This is a genomic window from Rhizobium sp. MHM7A, from assembly GCF_005862215.1.
Classification (GTDB): domain Bacteria; phylum Pseudomonadota; class Alphaproteobacteria; order Rhizobiales; family Rhizobiaceae; genus Rhizobium; species Rhizobium bangladeshense.
The window spans coordinates 1-22,787 of sequence record NZ_VCHT01000016.1; the positions used below are offsets into that span (position 1 = coordinate 1).

Consider the following 22,787-nt stretch of genomic DNA (forward strand, 5'->3'; position numbering starts at 1 on the left):
TGCCGCGGTGACGTTCGAGATCGGCAAAAACGCGGTAGCGGCCCTCGGCATGAAGCCCGTCCAGCTCGTTTTTGAAAAACGCTTCGAAATCCATCATTTGCTCCAGTATCGCGCGGCCGTTCTTGCCGACCGACCGTCCGCGCGTCAATGCTTACCTTCTGCTTTAACATCAACTGCGGCAAAAGGCGCAGTTTTTCGAATGATTCCAGATAAAAAATCTGCGAGGCGCGAGCGAGTGGATCGATGCAGCCGAAAGCGGTGGAAAATCGCGTAGACCGCTCGGGCGCGCAACCAGGTCCTCATTGCAAAAAAATCAATCCAACAGTGGACAACCCTTTCTTCCGACATAGTTTTTGAGCTAGCCTAAAAAAAACAATAGGGACGGCCTATGCCCATTGGGCGACAACCCAGGAGAAAAGAGATGAAAAAAGCTGTCATACTCGCACTGATCGGCCTGTCGGTCGCAAGCTGCACGCCCACCCAGCAAGGCGCCGGTATCGGCGCTGCATCCGGCGCCGTCATTGGCGGTGCAGTCACCGGCAATGTCCGTGGCGCGGCGGTCGGTGCCGCTATCGGCGGCGTGTCGGGCGCCCTCATCGGCAGCGTCGCCGAACAGCCCGGCCAGTGCTACTATCGCGACCGCTATGGCCGCCGTTACATCGACGCTTGCCCGCGCTGAGAGCGCTCACAAACGGCAAAAACAGGAAATCCCGGACACACATCCGGGATTTTTTGTGCTGAATTAGCGCGTGGGCAATTTAAAATGGTACACCCTGCGCGATTTTGCCGCTAAGCTGTTCACGGCTGGGCAACGAAGCTTCATGTAGGCGTAACCAAAAGCAGCGGATGCGGATTAGAGGGATAGGCCCGAAAACAGGTACTGCGTATCGGCGAACAGGCACCATGATGGTGGTCGCAGCGGCAGCTGCTTTCTCACCGGTCCTGATCGGCGATGCTTACGCCTTCAAGCTTTTCGGCATCACCATCTTCGGCAAGGAAGAGGACGAGAGCGAACAGGTGCCCGATCCTGTGCGCTACCAAGTGGAGCTCAAGGCCGACACCGCCGATCCTGATCTTAGGGAAGCGCTGGAAAATAGCTCTCGTCTCGTCAGCGATCAGAAACAGCCCGTCTCCGGCGATCTCGGCATCGTCGTTAAGGCGCGTGATGATCGCGAGCGGCTGATCGCCGCCTTGTACGAAAAGGCGCGTTACGGCGGCGTGGTGACGATCACCATCGATGGCAGGAACATCGACGACCTGCCGCCCAACCCGACATTCGACCGCTCCGGGCCGATCCCCGTTACCGTCGATATAACACCCGGCCCCGTTTTCAGGGTCAGAGAGGTGCAATTCGGCGGCGACGCCGCGGATCGCAATCCCGCCGATTACGACCTCGCCCCAGGTGCCGAGGCCGGCTCGCTCGCCATCATCAAAGCCGGCGACAGAATAGTTGAGCAGTTGAAAAGCGAAGGCCGGCCTTTCGCCAAATTGACCGAACGCAAGGTCGTCGCCGATCACAGGAGCGACACGGTCGACATCGTGCTTGCTGCCGAGGGCGGGCCTGTCGCCCCTATCGGCGATGTCGGTGTCACCGGCGAAAAAACCGTTCGGCCAGGTTTCATCCAGCGCTATTCCCGGCTGAACAAAGGGGACGCCTATTCCCCGGAAAGGCTGAAGAAGGCCGGCGAGCGGCTTCGCGCGCTCGGCGTCTTTTCGAGCGTCACCATCCACGAAGGCGATGCGCTGGCACCGGACGGCACCTTGCCGATGACGATCGAAGTTTCCGAAGGCAAGCGGCGCTATTTCGGCGTCGGCGCGCAATATTCCACCACCGACGGCTTCGGCGTCCAGGGCTATTGGGGCCACCGCAACCTGTTCGGCGAAGCCGAGACGCTGAGGATCGAGGGCTCGGTCTCGCGGCTCGGCGAAACTACCGATGTCGGCAGCCTCGACTATTCCGCCGGCATTCTCTTCACTAAGCCCGGCGCCTTCTTCCCCGCCGCCACGCTGAAGGCCGGCATCGTCGCCAAGACCCAGAATCCCGACGCTTATAACGCGACGCTCGTCACCGCCTCGCTGGGCATTTCCTATGAATTGACCGACAAGGATACGGTGTCTGCGAGCGGCGAAGTCAGCTGGGAGCGCGATGACGACGCCTTCGGCACCAATGACTATCTGACCATCGCCCTGCCGCTCCAATATGATCGTGACGCCCGCGACGATAAGTTCAATCCGACCGAAGGCTATCGCGCGACCGTGTCGGCAAAGCCAGGCTACGAGATTTTCAATGGCACACCCTATGCGGCGTTCGAAGGCTCGATCTCAGGTTATCTGCCGTTCGGCGCCGAGGATCGCCTCGTGCTTGCCGGCAAGGTCGCCGCCGGCGTGCTGATCGGCGGCGGCGGAATCGAGGATATTCCTGCAACGCAGCGCTTTTTTGCCGGCGGTGGCGGTTCGGTGCGCGGATACAGCTATCAGGAGATTTCGCCTTACAACGACAATGGCGAGGCCACCGGCGGCCGCTCCTATGTGACCGGCTCGCTAGAGGCCCGCATCCAGATCACAGATACAATCGGCCTCGTGCCCTTCATCGATGTCGGCACCGTATCCGACAGCACCTTCCCGGATTTTTCCGATATCCGCGCCGGCGCCGGCGCGGGAATACGATATGCCACACCTTTCGGCCCGCTGCGGCTTGATTTTGCCGTGCCGCTGAACAAGTACGAAGATGGCACAGATTATGGAATTTATGCCGGCATTGGCCAATCCTTCTAGGATTGCCGATTCCGGCTCCTTCCGATCGATGGGCCGCATGAAAACGGGGTAGTCCGCGCGATGCAAACGCTGGCAAAAATCGTCAATTGGATCGTGCGGGTCACCGCCTATGCCGTAGGCGCCATTTTGATTCTCGCCGTCGCGGCACTTGCGATCTTCGGCTTCACCTCCTTTGGGGCCCGCATCGTCACGGAGAGAATCGCCTCCACCCTCTCCAACCGCGACATGACGATCGAGGTACGCGAACCGGAAGGGCTTTTGACCGGCGGGCTACGCGCTGCCGAAATCTCCCTTTCCGACACGAGAGGCGTTTTTGCGGAAATTCACGGTGTGACGATCGACTGGAACCCGCTTGCGCTGCTAACGGGAACATTCCACGCCGAGCGGTTCCAGATCGAGACGATCAACGTGCTGCGAAAGCCGGTGCGCACCCTGCCCTCGCGGCCCAGCGCCGAGAATTCCGGCGGCTTCACTCTTCCGGTCAAGATCGATGTCGACCGCGTGGCCCTGCCCGATATCAAACTGGCCGAATCCTTTGCCGGGCGCGCTTTCGCGCTCGCCGCCGAAGGCAGCCTGTCGGCGGATGGCGACGGCGGCGAAGCGATGATCAATGTCAGCCGCCACGCGGTCCCGGATGCGCGGCTTACCGCCGATATCGCCTACGCGCCGGCCGAAAACCGGCTGCAGCTGAAGGCGCAGCTTGCCGAGCCGAAGGGCGGGCTTCTGGCGGGCTTCCTCGGCCTGCCTGGCAATCCGGCCGTCAACATCGACCTCGACGGCCAGGGACCGATATCGGACTGGACAGGAAAAATGCAGGCGGCGCTTGACGGACAACAGCGCGCTGCGATAGAGGGTCGGCATTCGATTGCTCCAGACGGGCTGCACCATCTCGACCTCAAGGGCGGCGGTGACCTGAGCTCGCTTCTGCCCGCGGCATTCCGGCCGCTTTTCGCCGGGCAAACCAATATCGACCTTGCCGCCACCTTCGACGATCGTGGCAAGATTGATATCCAGACCGGCAATATCGCCACCGGCAGCGTCGTCATCGCCGCATCGGGAGCGCTTGATCCGGCCGGCAACAACAGCCTGAACGCCAATCTGCTCGGCACGTCCGGACCCGTCGATTTTCGCTGGCCGCTCGCCGAGGGCGAAGCGCGCTTCCTGATATCCGGCCTTAATCTAGCCCTCACTGGTGACGCGCAGACCGCCCGGCTGAACGTCAGCGGCTCGCTCGACAGCGCAACTCTTCCGCAGGCCGATATCGGCAACGTGAAGCTGACGGCAAAGAGCGACTCCTTCAACCTCGCCTCCCGCTCCGGCAGCGTCCAGCTGCGCCTCGTAGCCGGGGACGCGACCTTTGCCGAACCGAATCTCAATCGTGCAGTCCAAGGGCCTATCACGATCGCCTCGCCGCTCCAGATTTCGCCCGGCGGCATCGGTTTCAACGGCACCACTGTCGAAAGCGCCAATATCAACGGCAGCCTCAACGGCTCTTACCGGCTGGCGGACCGCGCGCTGACCGGCAATGTGAAGGTGATCATCGAACCGACGGCCCTGCCGGCCGCGGCAACGAGCAGGTTCGACCAGCCGATCTCCCTCGAAAGCCAGGTGACCGGCACCATCCCGTCGAGATTCGCGCTGTCCAACCTCGTCCTGAAATCCGGCACGCTTGAAGCCGCCGGCAATGTCGCGCTTGATGGCACGATGCTCAACGCTGATCTTTCAGGTCGGCTGCCCGATATCGGCAAGCTGGTTGCGGGCGCGAGCGGCGGAGCGGGTTATGCGCTGAGGGTCGGAGGCGAACTGCCGGCGGTCTCAGTGACCGCCAATGTCAAAACTCCCAGCCTTGAAATAGCCGATCGGCGGTTCGTCAACCTCAATATCGATCTGTCGGGTGTCGCCGATCCCAAGGCGCCGCAGGGGAAGTTTGCGGCGACTGGCACGATCGACGGCCAACCGATCGGCATCAACGGCGACATCCGCTCTGCGAACGGCAGGACGACCATTCCCGCACTGACCGCCGATATCGGCGGCAACCGCCTGACCGGCAATCTGGAGCTTTCACCCTCACTGACGCCCTCGGGCGCGTTGACCTTCGATTTCCCCAGGATCGGCCTGCTGGCAGCCCTCGGCGGACAGAAAGCCGAAGGAGATCTCAAGGGTTCAATCGGGATCGACAGCGACGGCGGCAGGATTGCGGTCAAGCTCATTGCATCAGGCGCCTCGATCCGCCGCGATACGCTTGCGATCGTCAAGCCGGATATCGATCTCACGGTCAGCGATCTCAGCGCCCTTGCGGCAAATGGCACGGTCCGTGCCGAAGAGCTGGCTGCCGGCGCAAACAAGCTTGGCGGACTGTCGCTCAGCTTTTCCAAGCAGCAGGACCGGACCGACTTCGATCTTGATGCGACCTATGATGGCAATCCCGTACTGGCAGCCGGCAATATCGAGCCGGGGGGCGGCGCGGTCGATCTCAATCTCGATCGTTTTTCGGCCAGCCCCCGCAACATCAGTGTCGAGCTTGCCGCACCGACACAGGTCACAATCGGCGGCGGTGTCGCCAATCTGAATGGGCTGACGGTTCGCACCGGCACCGGCACGGTAAGCGTTACGGGTACGGCCGGCGAGACGCTGAAGCTCGACGCCGTCATCAAGGAGCTGCCGGCGGCACTCGCCAATGGTTTCGTGCCAAATCTTTCGGCCGGCGGCACCATCTCGGGAACGGTTGCTGTGACGGGAACGCCGGCAGCACCCATCGCCGATTTCAAACTCGACTGGAAGGATGCGACGACAGGGCAGACCAAGGGCGCGGGCCTCGCACCGCTCGGCATCGTCGCCAGCGGCAAATTTGCCGACAAGAAGCTCGATTTCGATACGACGATCGGCGGGGCCGACGGCCTTTCACTCAAGGCTGCCGGCGACGTCGCGCTCGCTGATCCGACGGCACCGGTGTTCGATATCGACGCCGATATCCTTAATCTGCCTGCGCATGTCGCCAATGGTTTCGTTTCCGATCTCGCCGCCGAAGGCGCGATCACGGGGAAGGTGACCGCTTCCGGTTCCCCTAAGGCTCCGACCGCCAATTTTGATCTCGCCTGGAAAAGTGCTGCGACGAACCACACGAAGCGCGCCGGCCTCGCCGGTCTTGACGTGGCTGCCTCCGGCAAATTCGCGGACAACAAGCTCGATTTCGACGCTGCGGCCAGCGGCGCCGGCAACCTCTCGCTTAAAGCGAACGGCAACGTGGACATCACCGGAACGACGATCGGTGCGGTTAGGGTTGACGCAACGCTGACCAATATCCCCGCGGCTATTGCCAACGGCTTCGTCCCCGATCTTGCAGCGGAAGGCGCGCTCTCCGGAACGGTCGCGGTCAGCGGATCGCTTGCAGCTCCGACCGCCGATTTCGATCTCCATTGGCAAAACGCCGCAACGAGCCACACGAAGCGCGCCGGCCTCGCCGGCCTCGGCGTCACCGCGTCCGGAAACTTCGCCGACAACAAGCTCGATTTCGACGCCGCCGTCGCCGGCGGCGACAGCCTCTCGCTCAAGGCGAACGGCAATCTCGCCATTACCGGCACGGCAATCAGCACCGTCGCGGCCGATGCGACGCTCTCAGATATCCCGGCAAGCCTCGCAAACGGCTTCGTCGCCGGTCTTGCCGCCGAGGGGGCCGTCTCCGGCAAGGTCTCGGCTGCGGGTTCGCTGTCCGCGCCGACTGCCAATTTTGACCTTAACTGGAAAGACGCTGCGACGAGCCATACGAAGCGTGCCGGCCTTGCCGCTCTCGGCATAACCGCGGCGGGGAAATTTATCGATAACAAGCTGGATTTCAACGCGGCAGCCAGTGGCGATCAAGGTCTCTCGTTAAATGCCATCGGCAATGTCGCTCTCGCCGGTACGGCAATCGACAGCGTGAAGGTCGATGCCGAAGTCGCCAAGCTTCCGGCTGCTCTCGCCAACGCCTTCGTCCCCGATCTGGCAGCCGGTGGCACGATATCAGGCACAGTGTCTGCGGCCGGAACACCCGCTGCGCCGCAGGCCGATTTCAAACTCTCCTGGACGGATGCCGCAACCAGCCACACCAGAAGCGCGCATCTTTCGGGCCTCGCGCTTGTCGCATCGGGGCATCTGGCCGACAACAAGCTCGACTTCAACGCCAATCTCGGCGGCCAGGACGGCCTCTCGCTAAATGCCGTAGGCAATGTCGCGATATCGGGCGTCTCGGTCCGCAACCTTGACGTCAAAGCTGATCTCGCCAATCTGCCCGCAGCCCTTGCCAACGGCTTTGTTCCGGGTCTTGGCGCGGAGGGCATGGTGTCGGGAACGGCATCCGCCTCGGGGGCGCTTCCCAAGCCCGCCGTCGATTTCAAGCTCGATTGGAAGAATGCCTCCACCGCCCAGACCAGAAGCAGCGGCTTGTCAGGCTTGAGTGCCGCGGCCTCCGGTAAGTTCGCCAATGACAGGGTCGACTTCGATGCCAGTCTTGCCGGCAAGGACGGCGTGGTGGCCAAGGCGACGGGTGGGGCCGTGATTGCCGGAAACGCCATCCGGGACCTCTCGGTCAATGCCGATATTCCCGCGCTGCCGGCCAGTATCGCCAATGCCTTTGTTCCCGGCCTCGGTGCCGAAGGCACTCTGTCGGCAAGCGCCCAGACTTCGGGAACGCCGGCAGACCCTATCGTCGATTTCAAGCTGAACTGGAAAGATGCCGCGACCAGCCACACCAAGGCCGCCGGCCTCTCCCGCCTTGCCTTGGCGGCGACGGGAAAATATGCCGGCGACCGGCTGGATTTCGATGCCGACGTCAGCGGCAGCGGCGGCATTTCGCTGAAAGCCGCCGGTAATCTTTCCATTGCAGGCACAACGATCCGATCGATCGATGTCACCGCGAACGCGGCCAATGTCCCGGCCGCCATCGCCAACGGTTTTGTACCTGGCATCGGAGCCGAAGGCACGATCTCGGCGACGGCCAAGGCGACAGGCGCGCTGTCCTCGCCCGTCGTCGACTTCAAGGTTGACTGGAAGAATGCCGCGACCAGCCAGACGAAAGGCGCCGGCCTGGCGCCACTCAGCGTCGGAGCATCCGGCAAGCTCGCCGGCGGCAGGCTGACGCTCGACACCAGCCTTGCCGGTGACGCCGGCATGTCGCTGAAGGGCGGCGGCAGCGTGGTGATATCGGGCAACCGCGCCATCGACATGCGCTTCAACGGCAATGTTCCCTTCGCCGTGCTTGGTGCCCCGCTCGCGCAGCAAGGCTTGGTCGCCGACGGCGTCGCCAAGGTTGATCTTGAGATTGGCGGAACGGCCGCAGCCCCCGTCATCAACGGCACTGTCTCGACATCCGGCGCAAAGCTCGTCGACGTCAGGCGCAATCTTGCCGTCAACAATCTCGCAGCCACCGTCACCTTCAATGGTAAGCAAGCCGTCATATCGCGCCTCAACGGCAATCTTGGCGGCGGCGGCACGATTTCAGTAAGCGGCACCATCGGCATCCAGCCGGCCGGTGGTTTCCCCGCCGACATTTCGATCAAGCTCGACAAGGCGGTCTATGTCGACGGAACGCTTGTCGTCTCGACAGTTAACGGGACACTCGGCCTGCGCGGGCCGATCATGAGTGCGACGCTGAGCGGTAGATTACGGCTGGACAAGACCTCGATCACCGTCCCGGAAAAATTGCCGACCTCCCTCAGCCAAATCGACATCCGGCATAAGAATGCACCGCGGGCAGTGCTTGCGCAGCTTCGCGATGAAGGCGAGCGAAAGCCGGGCGAGAAATCCTCCGTTTTGACGCTCGACCTCGAAATCGATGCGCCCTCGCAGATCTTCGTGCGCGGCCGCGGCATCGATGCCGAGCTTGGAGGCCGCGTGACGATCCGCGGAACGGCGGCAGCACCCATAGTCACCGGCGGCTTTACGATGCGCCGCGGCCGGCTGACCATTCTCAATCGTCGCCTCAATTTCTCCGACAAGAGCAAAATCACCTTCGCCGGTGACCTGACGCCGGCGCTCGACATGGAAGCGACCTCCACCTCCGGCACGACGACCCTGACGGTCGATGTCTCAGGCCTTGCTACCGATCCTTCGATCACCTTCTCCTCCTCGCCGCAACTGCCGCAGGACGAGGTGCTGGCGCAGTTGATCTTCGGCCAGTCGATGTCGAAGCTCTCGCCGGTGCAGATAGCCCAGCTCGCCGATGCCGTCAGCCAGCTGGCCGGCAACCGCTCCACATCGCTTTTCGAAGGCCTGCGCAACCAGCTCGGCGTCGACGATTTCGACGTCAGCACCGACGAGAAGGGCCAGACGAGTGTCAGCGTCGGCCGCTACCTCAACGATCGCACGTATTTCGAACTGCAGCAGGGTGGCTCGGCCGGCGCCAAGGCAATTATCAATCTCGACGTCGGCCGCGGCGTGAAGTTGCGGGGAGCCGCTGGCGGTAACGGCGCCGGCGAAGCAGGGATCGTCTATGAACGGGAATATTAAAGCGGCTTAAAAGCCCGTCTTGCTCGTTTTGAGCAGAATGTTGGTCTCGGTCGAATTGATGCCGTTGATCAACCTGATTCGGCGCAACGTCTCGTCAAAGGAGGCAAGGTCGCGATCCTCCAGCTCGGCGACGAAGTCCCATTTGCCATTGGTGCTGTGAAGCGCGCGCACCTGCGGCAGCCCCCTGAGCTGGTCGGCCACCCTGTCTGCGAGCTTGCCGAGCACCTCGATCATGACGATGGCGCGCACACCGGCGGACCGCGTCTCGTGACCGGTGCGGATGGTGAAGCCGACGATGGTGCCGCTGGCGACCAGCCGGTCGATACGGGCAGCGATCGTTGCCCGCGATGCACCGGTCATTGCCGCCAGCGAGGAGATGGACATGCGAGCATTGTGGCGAAGCGCACTCAGAAGTTCCGTATCGAGATCGTCCACGTCGAACACTTTGTCAAAATAGCTTTATCAATCTGCGCAATCATAACCCATTTCTGACACTTTTCCATCTTTTTGCCGCCGGCCCTTTATCCCAATATCGGCCGAAACAGGCCTCAACACGGAGCCCTCGAATGAATGCGCAATCGCGACCTGTCACCCTCATCGGCGCACCTTTGGAAGAAGGCTCCGGTCGCCGAGGTGCCGCCATGGGCCCCGCGGCGTTGCGGATTGCCGGCGTCGACCAGACGCTGATCGATCTCGGCCACGACGTTGCCGATATCGGCGATCTCTGCATCGTGCCGGCTATGGATCTGCCGAATCACCCGAAAGCCCACAATCTTAGAATCGTCGGTGCCTTTACGCGGGCGTTGGAAAGCAGCGTCTATGACGTCGCCGCTTCAGGCCGCTTTCCGCTGATTCTTGGCGGCGATCACAGCCTGTCGATGGGCAGCGTCTCCGGCATGGCACGCTATGCCGCCAGCAAGGGACGCCCGCTCTTCGTGCTCTGGCTCGATGCCCATGCCGATTTCAACTCTCCGGCGACGTCGCCCTCCGGCAATATTCACGGCATGCCCGTCGCCTTCTTCTGCGGCGAGGCGGAGTTCGCCGAAATTCTTCCGAAGGACCGTCCCTTCGTCGATCCGAGGAACGTCTTCCAGGTCGGCATTCGCTCAGTCGATGCGCGCGAGCGCGAAGAAATTCACGAACACGGCGTCAACGTCTTCGATATGCGCGCGATAGACGAGCAGGGCATCGGCGCCATCATGCGGGAGATTCTCGACGCCGTCGCCAGGACCAATGGCCTGCTGCATGTCAGCCTCGATGTCGATTTTCTCGATCCCGACATCGCCCCCGGCGTCGGTACGACGGTGCCCGGCGGAGCAACCTTCCGCGAGGCGCATCTTGTCATGGAAATGCTTTCGGACAGCGGCCTCGTTTCGTCGCTCGATCTTGTCGAACTCAATCCGTTTCTCGATGATCGCGGCAAGAGCGCCCGCATACTGGTGGAACTGACGGCAAGCCTGTTCGGCCGCCGCATCTTCGATCGTCCGACACGCGCCGCATAGACAAGGCTGAGGGAGCAGCGCCATGAACACTTCGGAAAAACTGATCGCGACGGAACAGCGGCTCGGCGCCAACAATTATAAGCCGCTCGATGTGGTGCTCACACGCGGCGAAGGCGTGTATGTCTGGGATACGGACGGCAATCGTTATCTCGATTGTCTCTCTGCCTATTCCGCAGTCAATCAGGGCCACTGCCATCCGAAGATCCTTGCCGCCATGGTCGAGCAGGCGGGGCGGTTGACGCTCACTTCTCGAGCCTTCCGCAACGACCAGCTCGCTCATCTCTACGAAGAGCTCGCGGCGCTGACCGGTTCGCACAAGATCCTGCCGATGAACTCCGGCGCCGAAGCCGTGGAAACCGCCATCAAGGCTGTGCGCAAATGGGGATACGAGGTCAAGGGCGTGCCGGAGGGGAAGGCGGAGATCATCGTCTGCGCCGACAATTTCCATGGCCGCACGCTGAGCATCATCAGTTTCTCCACTGACCCCGACGCTCGCACCGGCTTCGGACCCTATACACCGGGCTTCCGCATCATTCCCTTCGGCGATGCCGAGGCATTCGAGGCCGCGATCAACGGCAATACCGTGGCGGCTCTGATTGAGCCGATCCAGGGCGAAGCCGGCGTCATCATCCCTGCGGCCGGTTATTTCACCCGCATCCGGGAGCTCTGCACCGCAAACAACGTCACCCTGATCCTCGATGAGATCCAGACCGGCCTCGGCCGCACCGGCAAGCTGCTGGCTGAGGAGCACGAAGGCATCGAGGCCGATGTGACGCTGATCGGCAAGGCGCTGTCCGGCGGCTTCTACCCCGTGTCCGCTGTGCTTTCGAATTCCGAGGTGCTGGGCGTGCTGAAGCCCGGCCAGCACGGCTCGACCTTCGGCGGCAATCCGCTCGCCTGTGCGGTGGCGCGCACGGCCCTCAAGGTGCTAGTGGAGGAAGGCATGATCGAGAATGCCGCCGCGATGGGCGATTATTTCCTCGAAGGCTTGAGGTCGATCCGCTCCAACATCGTCAGAGACGTTCGCGGCCGTGGCCTGATGATGGCGATTGAGCTGGAGCCCGAGGCCGGTGGCGCGCGGCAATATTGCCATGTGCTGAAGGAGCGCGGCCTTCTCGCCAAGGATACCCATGACCACACGATTCGTCTCGCTCCGCCACTTGTTATAACGAGGGAGCAGGTCGATTGGGCCGTCTCGCAGATTGAAAAGACCATCAGTTGAAGTAGATCGAGGCCGAAAACCTTCGCAATCCCGTTCCCGATTTAGATTTGGGCAACACTCTTCCGTTAATGTCGTCGCTAGCCGTAACGATGCTTTGAGTGTGCAAAGACATCGCGGGTGTGAAGGCAAAGCTCGTCGGCGCCAATGGTGGCGCACCCGCTTCTGCTTTGACTTACGATAGTTGGGAAGAATTCTAATGGCCACGATCAATTCCACTAGCTTCAGCGGCGATACGCTCGAGATCATTGCCTTCCGCCTGCATGATCAGGAATTCTGCGTCAAGACCACGACCATACGCGAAATCCGCGGCTGGGCGCCTTCGACCCCGATCCCGCATTCGCCGGCCGATGTCATAGGTGTCATGAACCTGCGCGGTTCGGTCATCCCGATCATCGATCTCGCCTATAAGCTCGGCATGAAGAGCACGGTCGCCAACGAACGCAGCGCCATCGTGGTGGCTGAAGTGCATAGCATGGTCATCGGCATGCTCGTCGACCGCGTCTCGGATATTCTCACCATCTCCTCGAGCCAGGTTCAGCCGGTGCCTGAAGTAACCGCCTCCTTCGACCGCGCTTTCTGCGAAGGCATCATCGCGTCGGAAAACGGTATGATCTGCTTCCTGAACCTCGCCAAGATGTTCAAGGAAAACGAGACAGATGAGCTGGCGGCCTGACCTGTCAGAACAATAGGGACTTGAAAAACCGCCGCTCTCCGGCGGTTTTTTATTGCCCGTTATAGCCGATCTGAGCTTGCGGCAGCCACTATACTCAAACGTTAGTAATAGCTTCTATACGCAATTTTAACTATGCTTCAGCACTATGGTTTACGAAGCCTACGGTTGACACGTCTCCGGTCCACGGAATGCCCCGCTTCGCTTCTATCAGGCCGAAGCAGCAGGAGCTGTGGACTTCAGAGGGACGGGAATGTTTGGTCTATCCTCCGATTCGAAATACATTCTTGACGCCATCTCCAAATCGCAGGCGATCATCGAATTCGATCTCAAGGGAAATATCCTTGCGGCCAACGAAAACTTCTGCGCTGCGCTTGGTTACGGCCTGAGCGAGATCCTCGGCAAGCATCACAGCATGTTCTGCGAGCCCGCCTACACGGCAACGGATACCTACCGCGAGTTCTGGGCGCGGCTCGGACGCGGCGAATATGACGCTGGTGCCTACAAGCGCTTCGCCAAGGGCAACAGGGAAATTTGGATCCAGGCTTCCTACAATCCTGTTTTGAAGGGCGGAAAGCCGTTCAAGATCGTGAAATTCGCAGCCGATATCACCGCTGTGAAAAGAAAGGCGGTCGAGGATGCCGGCAAACTGGAGGCGATCTCACGCTCGCAGGCGGTAATCGAATTCACGCCGACAGGCGAGATTCTGACCGCCAACGACAATTTCTGCAGCGCCATGGGCTACTCGCTCACCGACATCGCCGGCAAGCACCACAGCATGTTCTGCGATCCCGCCTACGCTCGGACCGAGGACTACGCCAATTTCTGGAAGCGGCTGGCGCGCGGCGAATTCATTGCCAACGAATTTGTCCGGTTCGGCAAGGGCGGCCGGCAAATCTGGATACAGGCGGCCTATAATCCGATCCTCGATGCAAACGGCAAAGTCTACAAGGTAGTAAAGTTCGCTACCGACGTCACGGAGCGGATGAGCGCCATTGCCCTGCTCGGCACCGCCATGCGCGACCTCTCCGAGGGCAATCTCACACGGACCGTGGATACGTCTTTCGTTCCGTCGATGGAGCAGTTGCGTCACGATTTCAACACGGCGATCAGCGACCTCGCCCGAACCATGAAGACGATCGGCGAAAACGCCAATGCGATTGCCGCCGGCTCGCGCGAAATCGGTGCATCAGCCGACACCTTCTCCAAGAGGACGGAACAGCAGGCTGCTTCGATCGAAGAGACGGCGGCCGCGCTGGAAGAGATTACCACGACGGTCAATGATTCCAGCCGTCGTGCCGAGGAAGCCGGCCGGCTCGTCACCAAGACGAAGCGAGGCGCTGAGCAATCCGGCGTCGTCGTCCGCAATGCCGTCGCGGCCATGGATCAGATCGAACAGTCCTCTCGCGAGATCAACAACATCATCGGCGTCATCGACGACATTGCCTTCCAGACCAATCTCCTGGCGCTGAATGCCGGCGTAGAGGCGGCGCGCGCCGGGGAAGCCGGCAAGGGTTTCGCCGTCGTTGCCCAGGAGGTTCGCGAGCTCGCCCAGCGCTCCGCCAAAGCGGCCAAGGAGATCAAAGCACTGATCAATACGTCGAGCGAGCTCGTCAGAAATGGCGTCGGTCTCGTGGGCCAGACCGGACAGGCGCTTGAGGAAATCGTCGCGCAGGTCGGCGACATCGATGGCAATGTCGAAGCGATCGTCAGAGCAACGAAGGAACAGGCGATTGGCCTCAAGGAAATAAACCAGGCGGTCAATACCATGGACCAGGCGACGCAGCAGAACGCGGCGATGGTCGAGGAAAGCACCGCTGCCAGCCACAGCCTTGCCAGGGAAGCCGAAACGCTGCGCGTCCTGCTGGCGAAGTTCCGCCTCCCGGGTCAGGCCCAGACCTTCAGCAAGCCCGAGGCAAGGCCGATGGGTTCGCCGGCCCTCCACCTCGTCGCACGGGTAGCAAAGACCCATGCCGCTGCCGCAGCAAATTCGCAGAGCTGGGAAGAGTTCTGATTCCGCCACCTTCCCTTCAGCCGGACGGAAACGCGCCGCCTCGAAGCCGGCGCGTTCGAGTGCTTATCCGAAGAGAGCGAAAGTCGCCTTAAGCGTCACCCAGACGCCCCAGAGCAGCGGAATGCCAACGACGGCCCAGGCGAGCATCGCCTTGGCATCCAGCTCCGCCTGTGCCGATGCCGAAGGAGCCTGTCGGCCCGGCATTGACGGCCGCCGATTTCGCCTGCAGCGCAGCGACCTCATCATCCGACATGAACCATTTGTCCGGAAGCGGCCTGACCAACGCATTGGCGATGAGGCCGAGCGCCAGCATGCCGGCGAGGATATACATGGTCCCGGTATAAAGTGTCGGCCCGGGTGCGACGCCGGCGGCGATCTGGGCTTCGCGGATATAGTTCACGACGACAGGTCCGACGATGCCCGCCGTTGCCCAGGCCGTCAGCAGCCGGCCGTGGATGGCGCCGACGAATTGGGTGCCAAAGATATCGGCAAGATAGGCCGGGATCGTTGCGAAGCCGCCGCCATACATCGACAGGATGATCCCAAAGGAGAGAACGAACAGCGCCTTGTTGCCCATGCCGGCGAAGGTCGGCGCCAGCGCATAGAGCGCGATGCCGATGATGAAGAAGCTGTAATAGGTATTCTTGCGGCCGATCTTGTCCGACAATGACGCCCAGAAGAACCGGCCGCCGATGTTGAAGAGCGAAAGAAGCCCGGCGAAGCCGGCGGCGATCGTGGCGATCGATGCCTTATGCCCGGCGTCGAGCTGCGCGAAGGCAACATCCGGCAAGCCGATCAACGAACCGGCGAAGATTTCCTGCAGCATCGGCGAGGCCATGCCGAGAACACCGATGCCAGCCGAGACGTTGAGGCAAAGCACGGCCCAGATCAGCCAGAACTGCTTGGTCTTGTGGGCGTTGCGCAGCTGCACGTGCTTGGTTGTGATCATGGTGCTTTTGGCCGCCGGCGGCGTCCAACCATCAGGGCGCCAGCCGGTCGGCGGAATGCGATAGCCGAAGGCGCCGCCCATCATGAAGGCGAAGTAGATCGCCGCCATGACGATGAAGGTCTGCCAGACGCCGACCGACGTGTCGGTCTTGAAGGCATTCATCAGCAGATTGGCAAGCGGAGCACCGATCATCGCGCCGCCGCCGAAGCCCATGATCGCCATGCCGGTTGCCATGCCGCGCCGGTCGGGAAACCACTTGATCAGCGTCGAGACGGGCGAGATGTAGCCGAGGCCGAGACCAATGCCGCCAATGACGCCGGCGCCGAGCCACATCAACCAGAGCTGATGAGTAATGACGCCGAAGGCGGCAAGCACGATGCCGCCGCACCAGCAGCAGGCGGAAACGACGCCGGCCTTGCGCGGGCCGGCCCTTTCCAGCCAGCCGCCCCAGATCGCGGCGGACGAGCCGAGCAGAACGAAGAACAGCGTATAGATCCAGCCGAGATCGGCAATGCGCCAGTCGCAGGTCGTGGTGAAGAGCGCGGAGGCGAGCGTCAGGTCCGGGCAAGCCGTCGAGGCGGTGATCCCGAGCGACTTGGAAAGCGGCAGCCAGAACACACTGAAGCCATAGGCCATGCCAATGCAGAGATGGATCGCAAGCGCCGCCGGCGGCACCAGCCACCTGTTGAAACCAGGCCTTGCGATAATCCTTTCGCGATCAAGCAGGCCCGAGCCCGCCAACGCTCCGTCCGTACGTGTTTCCGCTGCAGTCATGAACAACTCCTCCTTGTTTCAGACCTCGCTATAAAATCCAGTGCCGCCCGTCTTTTCAGACGCGCCAAGGACACTGTGACATTTTGGATTGCTGCATCATCTCATCCTTAAATCGATTAATTAATCAGCGGCGTTTGTGCAGGCAGTGAACTGCTGCCTCCTCGCGCACGGCACCTCTTATGATTACCGGACCTGGTTCGTTTTCGCTTCCGGCTTGCGGATCATGGGAGCGGCCTGAAGCACCAGAGCATCCAGACCGTTTTCCTCCTTTTCGAGAATTTCGAATAATTGCCGCCGCATGCGCGGCTCCCAGAACTTATTGATGTGCAAGGCGACCCCTTGCGCAGCCTCGCTTTCCGGTTGGCTTTTGAAAAAGGTGGCGATCTGGTTTGCCATGTAGACAAGCTTGGTCTTGGTATCATGCGACATCGGCGATGCTTCCGGGCGAGATGCGGTGCGGGTGTGTGAAAATCTCGAAATCCTCCCCGCGCACCAGCGCGACGAGCGTCATGCCTGCCTCTTCGGCCGTGCGGATCGCGAGGGCCGTCGGCGCTGAAATGGCGATGAGCACGGGGCTGCCGAGGATCGCCGCCTTCTGCACCATCTCGACCGACAGCCGGCTGGTCACGACGACTGCACCGTTTCCGCCGCTTTCGCCGGCGCGGATGACGGCGCCGCAAAGTTTGTCCAGCGCGTTGTGCCGGCCGACATCTTCACGGACCGCAATGAGCCCGCTGCCGGGAAGGTAGAATCCAGCGCCATGTACGGCCCGCGTCTCCCGATGCAGCGGCTGCGCCTCGTTCAAAAGCGAAACGGCCCGAACGATATCCGCATGAGACAGGGTCAACGGCGATGTGGAGACATCGGGCACCGGCCGCACTGCCTGTTCGATCGATTCGATGCCGCAGAGCCCGCAGCCGACCGGCCCGGCCATGCTGCGGCGGCGCGCCCGCAACCGATCGGCGACGTCGTCGGCAAGGCTGACCTGAACGTCGATGCCCTGCTCGCCCTCAAGTATCTCAATGGCTGTTATTTCCACCGGCTTGGCGATAATCCCTTCGGTCAGACTGAAGCCGACGGCGAAATCCTCAAGATCCGCGGGTGTCGCCATCATCACCGCATGCGAGCTGCCGCCATAGGAAAAGGCGATCGGCACTTCCTCCGGCACGATACGAGAACCGCTCTGCATGATGCCGTTGCGTCGGGCGGTTTCGGGAGCACGGGCGGTCGTGGAGAAAGTCATGCCGCACGCTCCCTCTTCGGCAACACCAGACCGCCTCGCATCGTCACTCCGCCGCTTCCAGCTTGCCGGCGATGCGGCGTGATTGCCGTGCCTGCTCGTCGTATTCGAGTTGCCACTCGCTCGGCCCGTTGGAGGGCGAGACCTGCACCGCCGTCACCTTGTATTCCGGGCAGTTGGTCGCCCAGTCGGAAAAGTCGGTGGTGATGACGTTGGCCTGCGTATTCGGGTGATGGAAGGTCGTATAGACGACGCCCGGCGCGACGCGCTCGGTGATCAGCGCCCGGAGCGTGGTGTCGCCGGAGCGGCTGGCGAGCTTCACTAAATCGCCATCGCGGATGCCGCGCTGTTCGGCATCGTGCGGATGGATCTCCAGCCGGTCTTCCGCGTGCCAGACGAGGTTCTCGGTCCGGCGTGTCTGCGCTCCGACATTATACTGGCTGAGAATGCGGCCGGTGGTGAGCAGCAGCGGGAAGCGCGGGCCGGTGCGCTCGTCGGTCGCCACATATTCAGTGCGGATGAACTTGCCCTTGCCGCGGACGAAACCGTTGACATGCATGATCGGCGAGCCGAGTGGGTTCTTCTCGTTGCAGGGCCACTGCACCGAGCCCATCTTCTCCAGGTAATCGTAGGAAACAAGCGCGAAACTCGGCGTTGTCGCGGCGATCTCGTCCATGATCTCCGACGGATGGGCGTAATTCCAGTCGAGCCCCATGGTCTGGGCAAGCTTCTGCGTCACCTCCCAGTCGCCATAGCCGTTGCGCGGCGTCATCACCTTGCGAACGCGGTTGATGCGCCGCTCGGCATTGGTAAATGTGCCGTCCTTCTCGAGGAAGGTCGAGCCCGGCAGAAAGACATGGGCGTAGTTGGCGGTCTCGTTGAGGAACAGGTCCTGCACGACGACGCATTCCATTGCGGCAAGCCCGGCCGCGACGTGTTTCGTATCGGGATCGGATTGGAGGATATCCTCCCCCTGAATATAGATGCCCTTGAACGAACCGTCGACCGCTGCGTCCAGCATGTTCGGAATACGCAAGCCCGGCTCGTTGTTGAGCTTCACGCCCCAGAGCTTTTCGAAAATGTCGCGCGTCGCATCGTCGGAAATATGCCGGTAACCTGGCAGCTCGTGCGGGAACGAGCCCATGTCACAGGAGCCCTGCACATTGTTCTGGCCACGCAACGGGTTCACGCCGACACCGGGACGGCCGATATTGCCTGTTGCCATCGCCAGGTTGGCGATCGCGATGACGGTGGTCGAACCCTGGCTGTGTTCGGTGACACCGAGGCCGTAGTAGATCGCGCCGTTGCCGCCCGTGGCATAGAGCCTTGCTGCACCGCGCAGATCCGCGGCCGGCACGCCGGTGAAAATCTCCGTCTCTTCCGGACTATGCTGCGGTTCGGCGACGAAAGCCGCCCAATCCTCGAACTCCGACCAGTCGCAGCGCTCGCGGATGAATGTCTCGTCATAGAGCCCTTCGCTGACGATTACATGGGCCAGCGCCGTCATGACCGCGACATTGGTGCCCGGTTTCAGCGGCAGGTGGTAGGAAGCCTCGACATGTGGCGACCGGACGATATCTGTACGGCGGGGATCAATGACGATGAGCTTCGCCCCCTGGCGCAGCCGCTTCTTCAGTCGCGAGGCAAACACCGGATGGCCATCGGTCGGGTTTGCGCCGATGATTACGACAACATCCGAATGTTCGACGCTGTCGAAATCCTGTGTGCCGGCCGAGGTCCCGAATGTCTGGCCGAGACCGTAACCGGTCGGCGAATGGCAGACGCGGGCGCATGTATCGACATTGTTGTTGCCGAAACCGGCGCGGACCAGCTTCTGCACCAGATAGGTTTCCTCATTGGTGCAGCGTGAGGAGGTGATGCCGCCGATCGAGTCGCGGCCATATTGATACTGGATGCGGCGGAACTCCGACGCCACATGCGCGAATGCCTCGTCCCAGCTTACCTCCCGCCAGGGATCGCTGACCTTTTCACGGATCATCGGGTTGAGAACACGGTCCTTATGCGTGGAATAGCCGTAGGCGAAGCGGCCTTTGACGCAGGAATGCCCGCGATTGGCCTGTCCGTCCTTCCACGGCACCATGCGCACCAGTTCCTCGCCGCGCATCTCCGCCTTGAAGGAGCAGCCGACGCCGCAATAGGCGCAGGTGGTGACGGCCGAGTGCTCTGGCTGGCCGATCTCGATCACCGATTTCTCCGTGAGCGTCGCCGTCGGACAGGCCTGAACGCAGGCGCCGCAGGAGACGCATTCGGAATCCATGAAACTCTCATGCATGCCGGGTGAGACGCGGGAGCCGAAACCCCGCCCTTCGATTGTCAGCGCGAAGGTGCCCTGCACTTCCTCGCAGGCGCGCACGCAAAGCGAACAGACGATGCATTTGGAGGGATCGTAAGTGAAATAGGGGTTGGACGCGTCCTTCGGCATCCATTTCAGATTGATATCGCCGTTGTTGCGCGCTTTGACGTGGTTGTCACCCTCATAGCCGTAGCGTACGTCGCGCAACCCGACGGCACCCGCCATGTCCTGCAATTGGCAGTCGCCATTGGCGGCGCAGGTGAGACAGTCGAGCGGATGGTCGGAGATATAGAGTTCCATTACACCGCGGCGAATGTCCTTCAATCGCCCCGTCTGCGTGTGCACCACCATGTTTGCCGCCACCGGCGTCGTGCAGGAGGCTGGAGTGCCGGCGCGGCCCTCGATCTCGACGAGGCAGAGCCGGCAGGAGCCGAAGGCATCGACCATGTCGGTGGCGCAGAGCTTCGGCACCTCTATGCCGGCTTCCATCGATGCGCGCATGATCGAGGTGCCTTCCGGCACGCTGATCTGCTGCCCATCAATGGTGAGCGTTACCATGGTTTCGGATTTCGAAGCGGGAGTGCCGTAGTCGATTTCATGGATGAGAGACATGGTCGGCCTCCTGTACGGAAACGGAATTGAGCAAGTCAGGGCGTGCAGATGTAACTTGGAAGGTCATCACTCGGCCGCCTCCACTATCGGCGCCGGCGAAAAATCCTCCGGGAAATGCGTCATGGCGCTCATGACGGGATAGGGTGTGAAGCCGCCGAGCGCGCAGAGCGAGCCGAATTTCATCGTGTTGCAAAGGTCGGCAAGCAACACCCGGTTCTTCTCCGGCTCGATACCGTGCGCAATCTTGTCTACCGTCTCCACGCCGCGTGTCGAGCCGATGCGGCAGGGCGTGCACTTGCCGCAGCTTTCGACCGCGCAGAATTCCATGGCGAAACGCGCCTGTTTCAGCATATCAGCCGTATCGTCGAAGACGACGATGCCGGCGTGGCCGATAAGTCCGTCCTTGGCGGCGAAGGCTTCGTAATCGAACGGCGTGTCGAACAGCGCCCGCGGGAAATAGGCTCCGAGCGGCCCGCCGACCTGAACCGCCTTGACCGGTCGGCCGGTCCTCGTACCGCCGCCTATCCTGTCGACGATATCGCCGAGCGACAGACCGAAGGCGGTTTCATAGAGTCCGGCGTATCGGACATTGCCGGCGATTTGAAGCGGAATGGTGCCGCGCGAGCGCCCCATGCCGAAATCGCGGTAGAAGGCAGCACCCTTCTCCATGATCACAGGCACGGAGGCGAGCGAAATCACATTGTTGATGACGGTCGGACAGTCAAACAGCCCCTTATGCGCCGGCAGCGGCGGCTTGGCGCGCACGACACCGCGCTTGCCTTCGAGACTGTTCAGCAAAGCGGTCTCTTCACCGCAGACATAGGCGCCGGCCCCGGTACGCACCTCAATATCGAAGCCGCGGCCCGAGCCAAGCACAGACGGGCCGAGAATCCCGGCCTGCCGGGCAATGCCGATGGCCTCGCTCATCACCGCGATCGCGTGCGGATATTCCGAACGCGTATAGATGAAGCCCTTCGTGGCTCCGGTGGCAAGGCCTGAAATCGCCATGCCTTCGATCAGCACGAAGGGATCGCCCTCCATGATCATGCGATCGGCAAAGGTGCCGCTATCGCCCTCATCGGCGTTGCAAACAATATATTTGCGCTCGCCGGCGGCATCGAGAACGGTTTTCCACTTGATGCCTGTAGGAAAGCCCGCACCGCCGCGTCCGCGCAGGCCGGAATCTGTGACTTCCTTGACAATATCGACCGATCTCATCGAAACGGCGCGGCGGAGGCCGGCAAGGCCGCCATGCGCCTCGTAATCGCCGAGCGAAAGGGGATCGATGATGCCACAACGGGCGAAGGTCAGGCGGGTCTGTTCCTTGAGGAACGGGAGGTCTTCAACCTCCCCGAGACAGAGCGGATGATCGCCCCCGTTCAGCATTTCCGCGTCAAGCAGGGCAGGCACATCTCTTGCCTTCACCGGCCCGTAGCCGATGCGCTTGCCGGCGACTTCAACTTCGACAAGTGGTTCCAGCCAGAACATTCCGCGCGAGCCGTTGCGCACGATCTCTGCATCGAGGCCGCGGGCGGCGATCTCCTGGGCAATCGCCTTTGCCACCTTTTCGGCTCCGAGCGCCAGCGCAGCGGCATCGCGCGGAACATAAATCTTGACTGTCATCGACGTGCCTCCGCAACGAGCTCCGCCGCCATCTGACCGTCTACCCGGCCATAAACCTCGCCGTCGAGCATCGCCGACGGGGCGCAGGCGCAGAGGCCGAGACAGTAGACCGGCTCCAGCGTTACGGCGCCGTCGGGGGTCGTCTGATGAAAATCGATCCCGAGCAACGTCTTGACGCGTTCAGCCAGCGCGTCGCCGCCCATCGACTGACAAGCCTCGGCGCGACACAGCTTCAGCACATGCCGGCCGGCGGGATGGTCGCGATAGTCGTGATAGAATGTCATCACCCCGTGCACTTCGGCGCGTGAGAGGTTCAGCTCCTCCGCGATCACAGGCACAGCTTCCTGCGGCACATAACCGAATTCTCGTTGAACCTCGTGCAGAATGGGAAGCAGCGGCCCCTCAAGGAAGCGAAGGTCCGCGACGATGGTACGCGTACGCGCTGCGATATCGCCTCCGGCGATATGAATGGTCATCAGGCAGCCCTCCCAGTGGCTTGCTCTTTCGGGATGGCCGACCTCCCCCAGCCGAGTGCCATCACCGAGACAGCATCTCAGGGAAGCCAATGACGATCAATAAAGCTGTCTTGTGGATTAATAGGTTTTTCCT

Annotated in this window: 13 protein-coding genes and 2 pseudogenes; 7 read left to right on the top strand and 8 right to left on the bottom strand. The window is 61.7% G+C overall.

All coding sequences use genetic code 11. The features are described 5' to 3' along the window. A pseudogene (locus FFR93_RS41660) lies at nucleotides 1–148 on the bottom strand (5-aminolevulinate synthase); the annotation flags it as partial. Between the two features lie 273 nt (nucleotides 149–421). On the opposite strand from FFR93_RS41660, the gene FFR93_RS33185 reads away from it, so the two are divergent. The 3 genes from FFR93_RS33185 to FFR93_RS33195 all read left to right on the top strand — a co-directional run bounded on the left by FFR93_RS33185 (nucleotide 422) and on the right by FFR93_RS33195 (nucleotide 9,258). Then, nucleotides 422–679: a YMGG-like glycine zipper-containing protein gene (locus FFR93_RS33185; RefSeq protein WP_011427043.1), complete on the top strand. Its 258-nt coding sequence runs from the start codon at nucleotides 422–424 to the stop codon at nucleotides 677–679. 167 nt (nucleotides 680–846) lie between these two features. Continuing rightward, nucleotides 847–2,775, top strand: a complete 1,929-nt coding sequence (locus tag FFR93_RS33190) for an autotransporter assembly complex family protein (RefSeq protein ID WP_171049294.1) — start codon at nucleotides 847–849, stop codon at nucleotides 2,773–2,775. 60 nt (nucleotides 2,776–2,835) lie between these two features. Beyond that, the gene (locus FFR93_RS33195; RefSeq protein ID WP_138396318.1) at nucleotides 2,836–9,258 is read left to right on the top strand and encodes a translocation/assembly module TamB domain-containing protein; all 6,423 of its coding nucleotides are present in this window, start codon (nucleotides 2,836–2,838) and stop codon (nucleotides 9,256–9,258) included. A gap of 6 nt (nucleotides 9,259–9,264) precedes the next feature. Here the strand turns inward: FFR93_RS33195 and FFR93_RS33200 are convergent, their stop codons facing one another. Continuing rightward, a complete protein-coding gene (locus FFR93_RS33200; RefSeq protein WP_171049295.1) occupies nucleotides 9,265–9,702 on the bottom strand; it encodes an Lrp/AsnC family transcriptional regulator in 438 nt (145 codons plus the stop codon). 122 nt (nucleotides 9,703–9,824) lie between these two features. Here FFR93_RS33200 and rocF point away from each other — a divergent pair, with 122 nt between their 5' ends. From rocF to FFR93_RS33220, 4 genes are all read left to right on the top strand, one after another. Then, nucleotides 9,825–10,760, top strand: coding sequence for an arginase (gene rocF, locus FFR93_RS33205; protein ID WP_138396319.1), 936 nt, complete (start codon nucleotides 9,825–9,827; stop codon nucleotides 10,758–10,760). Nucleotides 10,761–10,782: 22 nt separating this feature from the next. Further along, the gene (gene rocD, locus FFR93_RS33210; RefSeq protein ID WP_138396320.1) at nucleotides 10,783–11,982 is read left to right on the top strand and encodes an ornithine--oxo-acid transaminase; all 1,200 of its coding nucleotides are present in this window, start codon (nucleotides 10,783–10,785) and stop codon (nucleotides 11,980–11,982) included. A 196-nt stretch (nucleotides 11,983–12,178) separates the two neighbouring features. After that, the gene (locus FFR93_RS33215) at nucleotides 12,179–12,655 is read left to right on the top strand and encodes a chemotaxis protein CheW (protein ID WP_064707940.1); all 477 of its coding nucleotides are present in this window, start codon (nucleotides 12,179–12,181) and stop codon (nucleotides 12,653–12,655) included. Nucleotides 12,656–12,905: 250 nt separating this feature from the next. Continuing rightward, on the top strand, nucleotides 12,906–14,666 hold the full coding sequence (locus tag FFR93_RS33220) for a PAS domain-containing methyl-accepting chemotaxis protein (protein WP_138396321.1): 1,761 nt from the start codon (nucleotides 12,906–12,908) through the stop codon (nucleotides 14,664–14,666). 63 nt (nucleotides 14,667–14,729) lie between these two features. Here FFR93_RS33220 and FFR93_RS33225 read toward each other — a convergent pair. The 6 genes and pseudogenes from FFR93_RS33225 to FFR93_RS33250 form a co-directional block, all read right to left on the bottom strand. After that, nucleotides 14,730–16,389, bottom strand: a pseudogene (locus FFR93_RS33225) (OFA family MFS transporter). A gap of 183 nt (nucleotides 16,390–16,572) precedes the next feature. Then, nucleotides 16,573–16,818, bottom strand: coding sequence for a formate dehydrogenase subunit delta (locus FFR93_RS33230; RefSeq protein WP_138396322.1), 246 nt, complete (start codon nucleotides 16,816–16,818; stop codon nucleotides 16,573–16,575). Continuing rightward, nucleotides 16,808–17,632: a formate dehydrogenase accessory sulfurtransferase FdhD gene (gene fdhD / locus FFR93_RS33235; protein ID WP_064707943.1), complete on the bottom strand. Its 825-nt coding sequence runs from the start codon at nucleotides 17,630–17,632 to the stop codon at nucleotides 16,808–16,810. The genes FFR93_RS33230 and fdhD overlap by 11 nt, the downstream gene beginning before the upstream one ends. Before the next feature lie 43 nt (nucleotides 17,633–17,675). Further along, nucleotides 17,676–20,555 (bottom strand): formate dehydrogenase subunit alpha, encoded by a 2,880-nt coding sequence (gene fdhF, locus FFR93_RS33240; protein WP_138396323.1) that lies wholly within the window; start codon nucleotides 20,553–20,555, stop codon nucleotides 17,676–17,678. 66 nt (nucleotides 20,556–20,621) lie between these two features. Beyond that, nucleotides 20,622–22,178, bottom strand: a complete 1,557-nt coding sequence (locus FFR93_RS33245) for an NADH-quinone oxidoreductase subunit NuoF (RefSeq protein WP_138396324.1) — start codon at nucleotides 22,176–22,178, stop codon at nucleotides 20,622–20,624. After that, nucleotides 22,175–22,654: a formate dehydrogenase subunit gamma gene (locus FFR93_RS33250; RefSeq protein WP_064707946.1), complete on the bottom strand. Its 480-nt coding sequence runs from the start codon at nucleotides 22,652–22,654 to the stop codon at nucleotides 22,175–22,177. The genes FFR93_RS33245 and FFR93_RS33250 overlap by 4 nt, the downstream gene beginning before the upstream one ends. Nucleotides 22,655–22,787: the final 133 nt, after the last annotated feature.

Coding starts and splice junctions, on each gene's coding strand:
- FFR93_RS33185 (WP_011427043.1), top strand. CDS start 422: ATGAAAAAAGCTGTCATACTCGCACTGATCGGCCTGTCGGTCGCAAGC.
- FFR93_RS33190 (WP_171049294.1), top strand. CDS start 847: ATGCGGATTAGAGGGATAGGCCCGAAAACAGGTACTGCGTATCGGCGA.
- FFR93_RS33195 (WP_138396318.1), top strand. CDS start 2,836: ATGCAAACGCTGGCAAAAATCGTCAATTGGATCGTGCGGGTCACCGCC.
- rocF (WP_138396319.1), top strand. CDS start 9,825: ATGAATGCGCAATCGCGACCTGTCACCCTCATCGGCGCACCTTTGGAA.
- rocD (WP_138396320.1), top strand. CDS start 10,783: ATGAACACTTCGGAAAAACTGATCGCGACGGAACAGCGGCTCGGCGCC.
- FFR93_RS33215 (WP_064707940.1), top strand. CDS start 12,179: ATGGCCACGATCAATTCCACTAGCTTCAGCGGCGATACGCTCGAGATC.
- FFR93_RS33220 (WP_138396321.1), top strand. CDS start 12,906: ATGTTTGGTCTATCCTCCGATTCGAAATACATTCTTGACGCCATCTCC.
- FFR93_RS33230 (WP_138396322.1), bottom strand. CDS start 16,818: ATGTCGCATGATACCAAGACCAAGCTTGTCTACATGGCAAACCAGATC.
- fdhD (WP_064707943.1), bottom strand. CDS start 17,632: ATGACTTTCTCCACGACCGCCCGTGCTCCCGAAACCGCCCGACGCAAC.
- fdhF (WP_138396323.1), bottom strand. CDS start 20,555: ATGTCTCTCATCCATGAAATCGACTACGGCACTCCCGCTTCGAAATCC.
- FFR93_RS33245 (WP_138396324.1), bottom strand. CDS start 22,178: ATGACAGTCAAGATTTATGTTCCGCGCGATGCCGCTGCGCTGGCGCTC.
- FFR93_RS33250 (WP_064707946.1), bottom strand. CDS start 22,654: ATGACCATTCATATCGCCGGAGGCGATATCGCAGCGCGTACGCGTACC.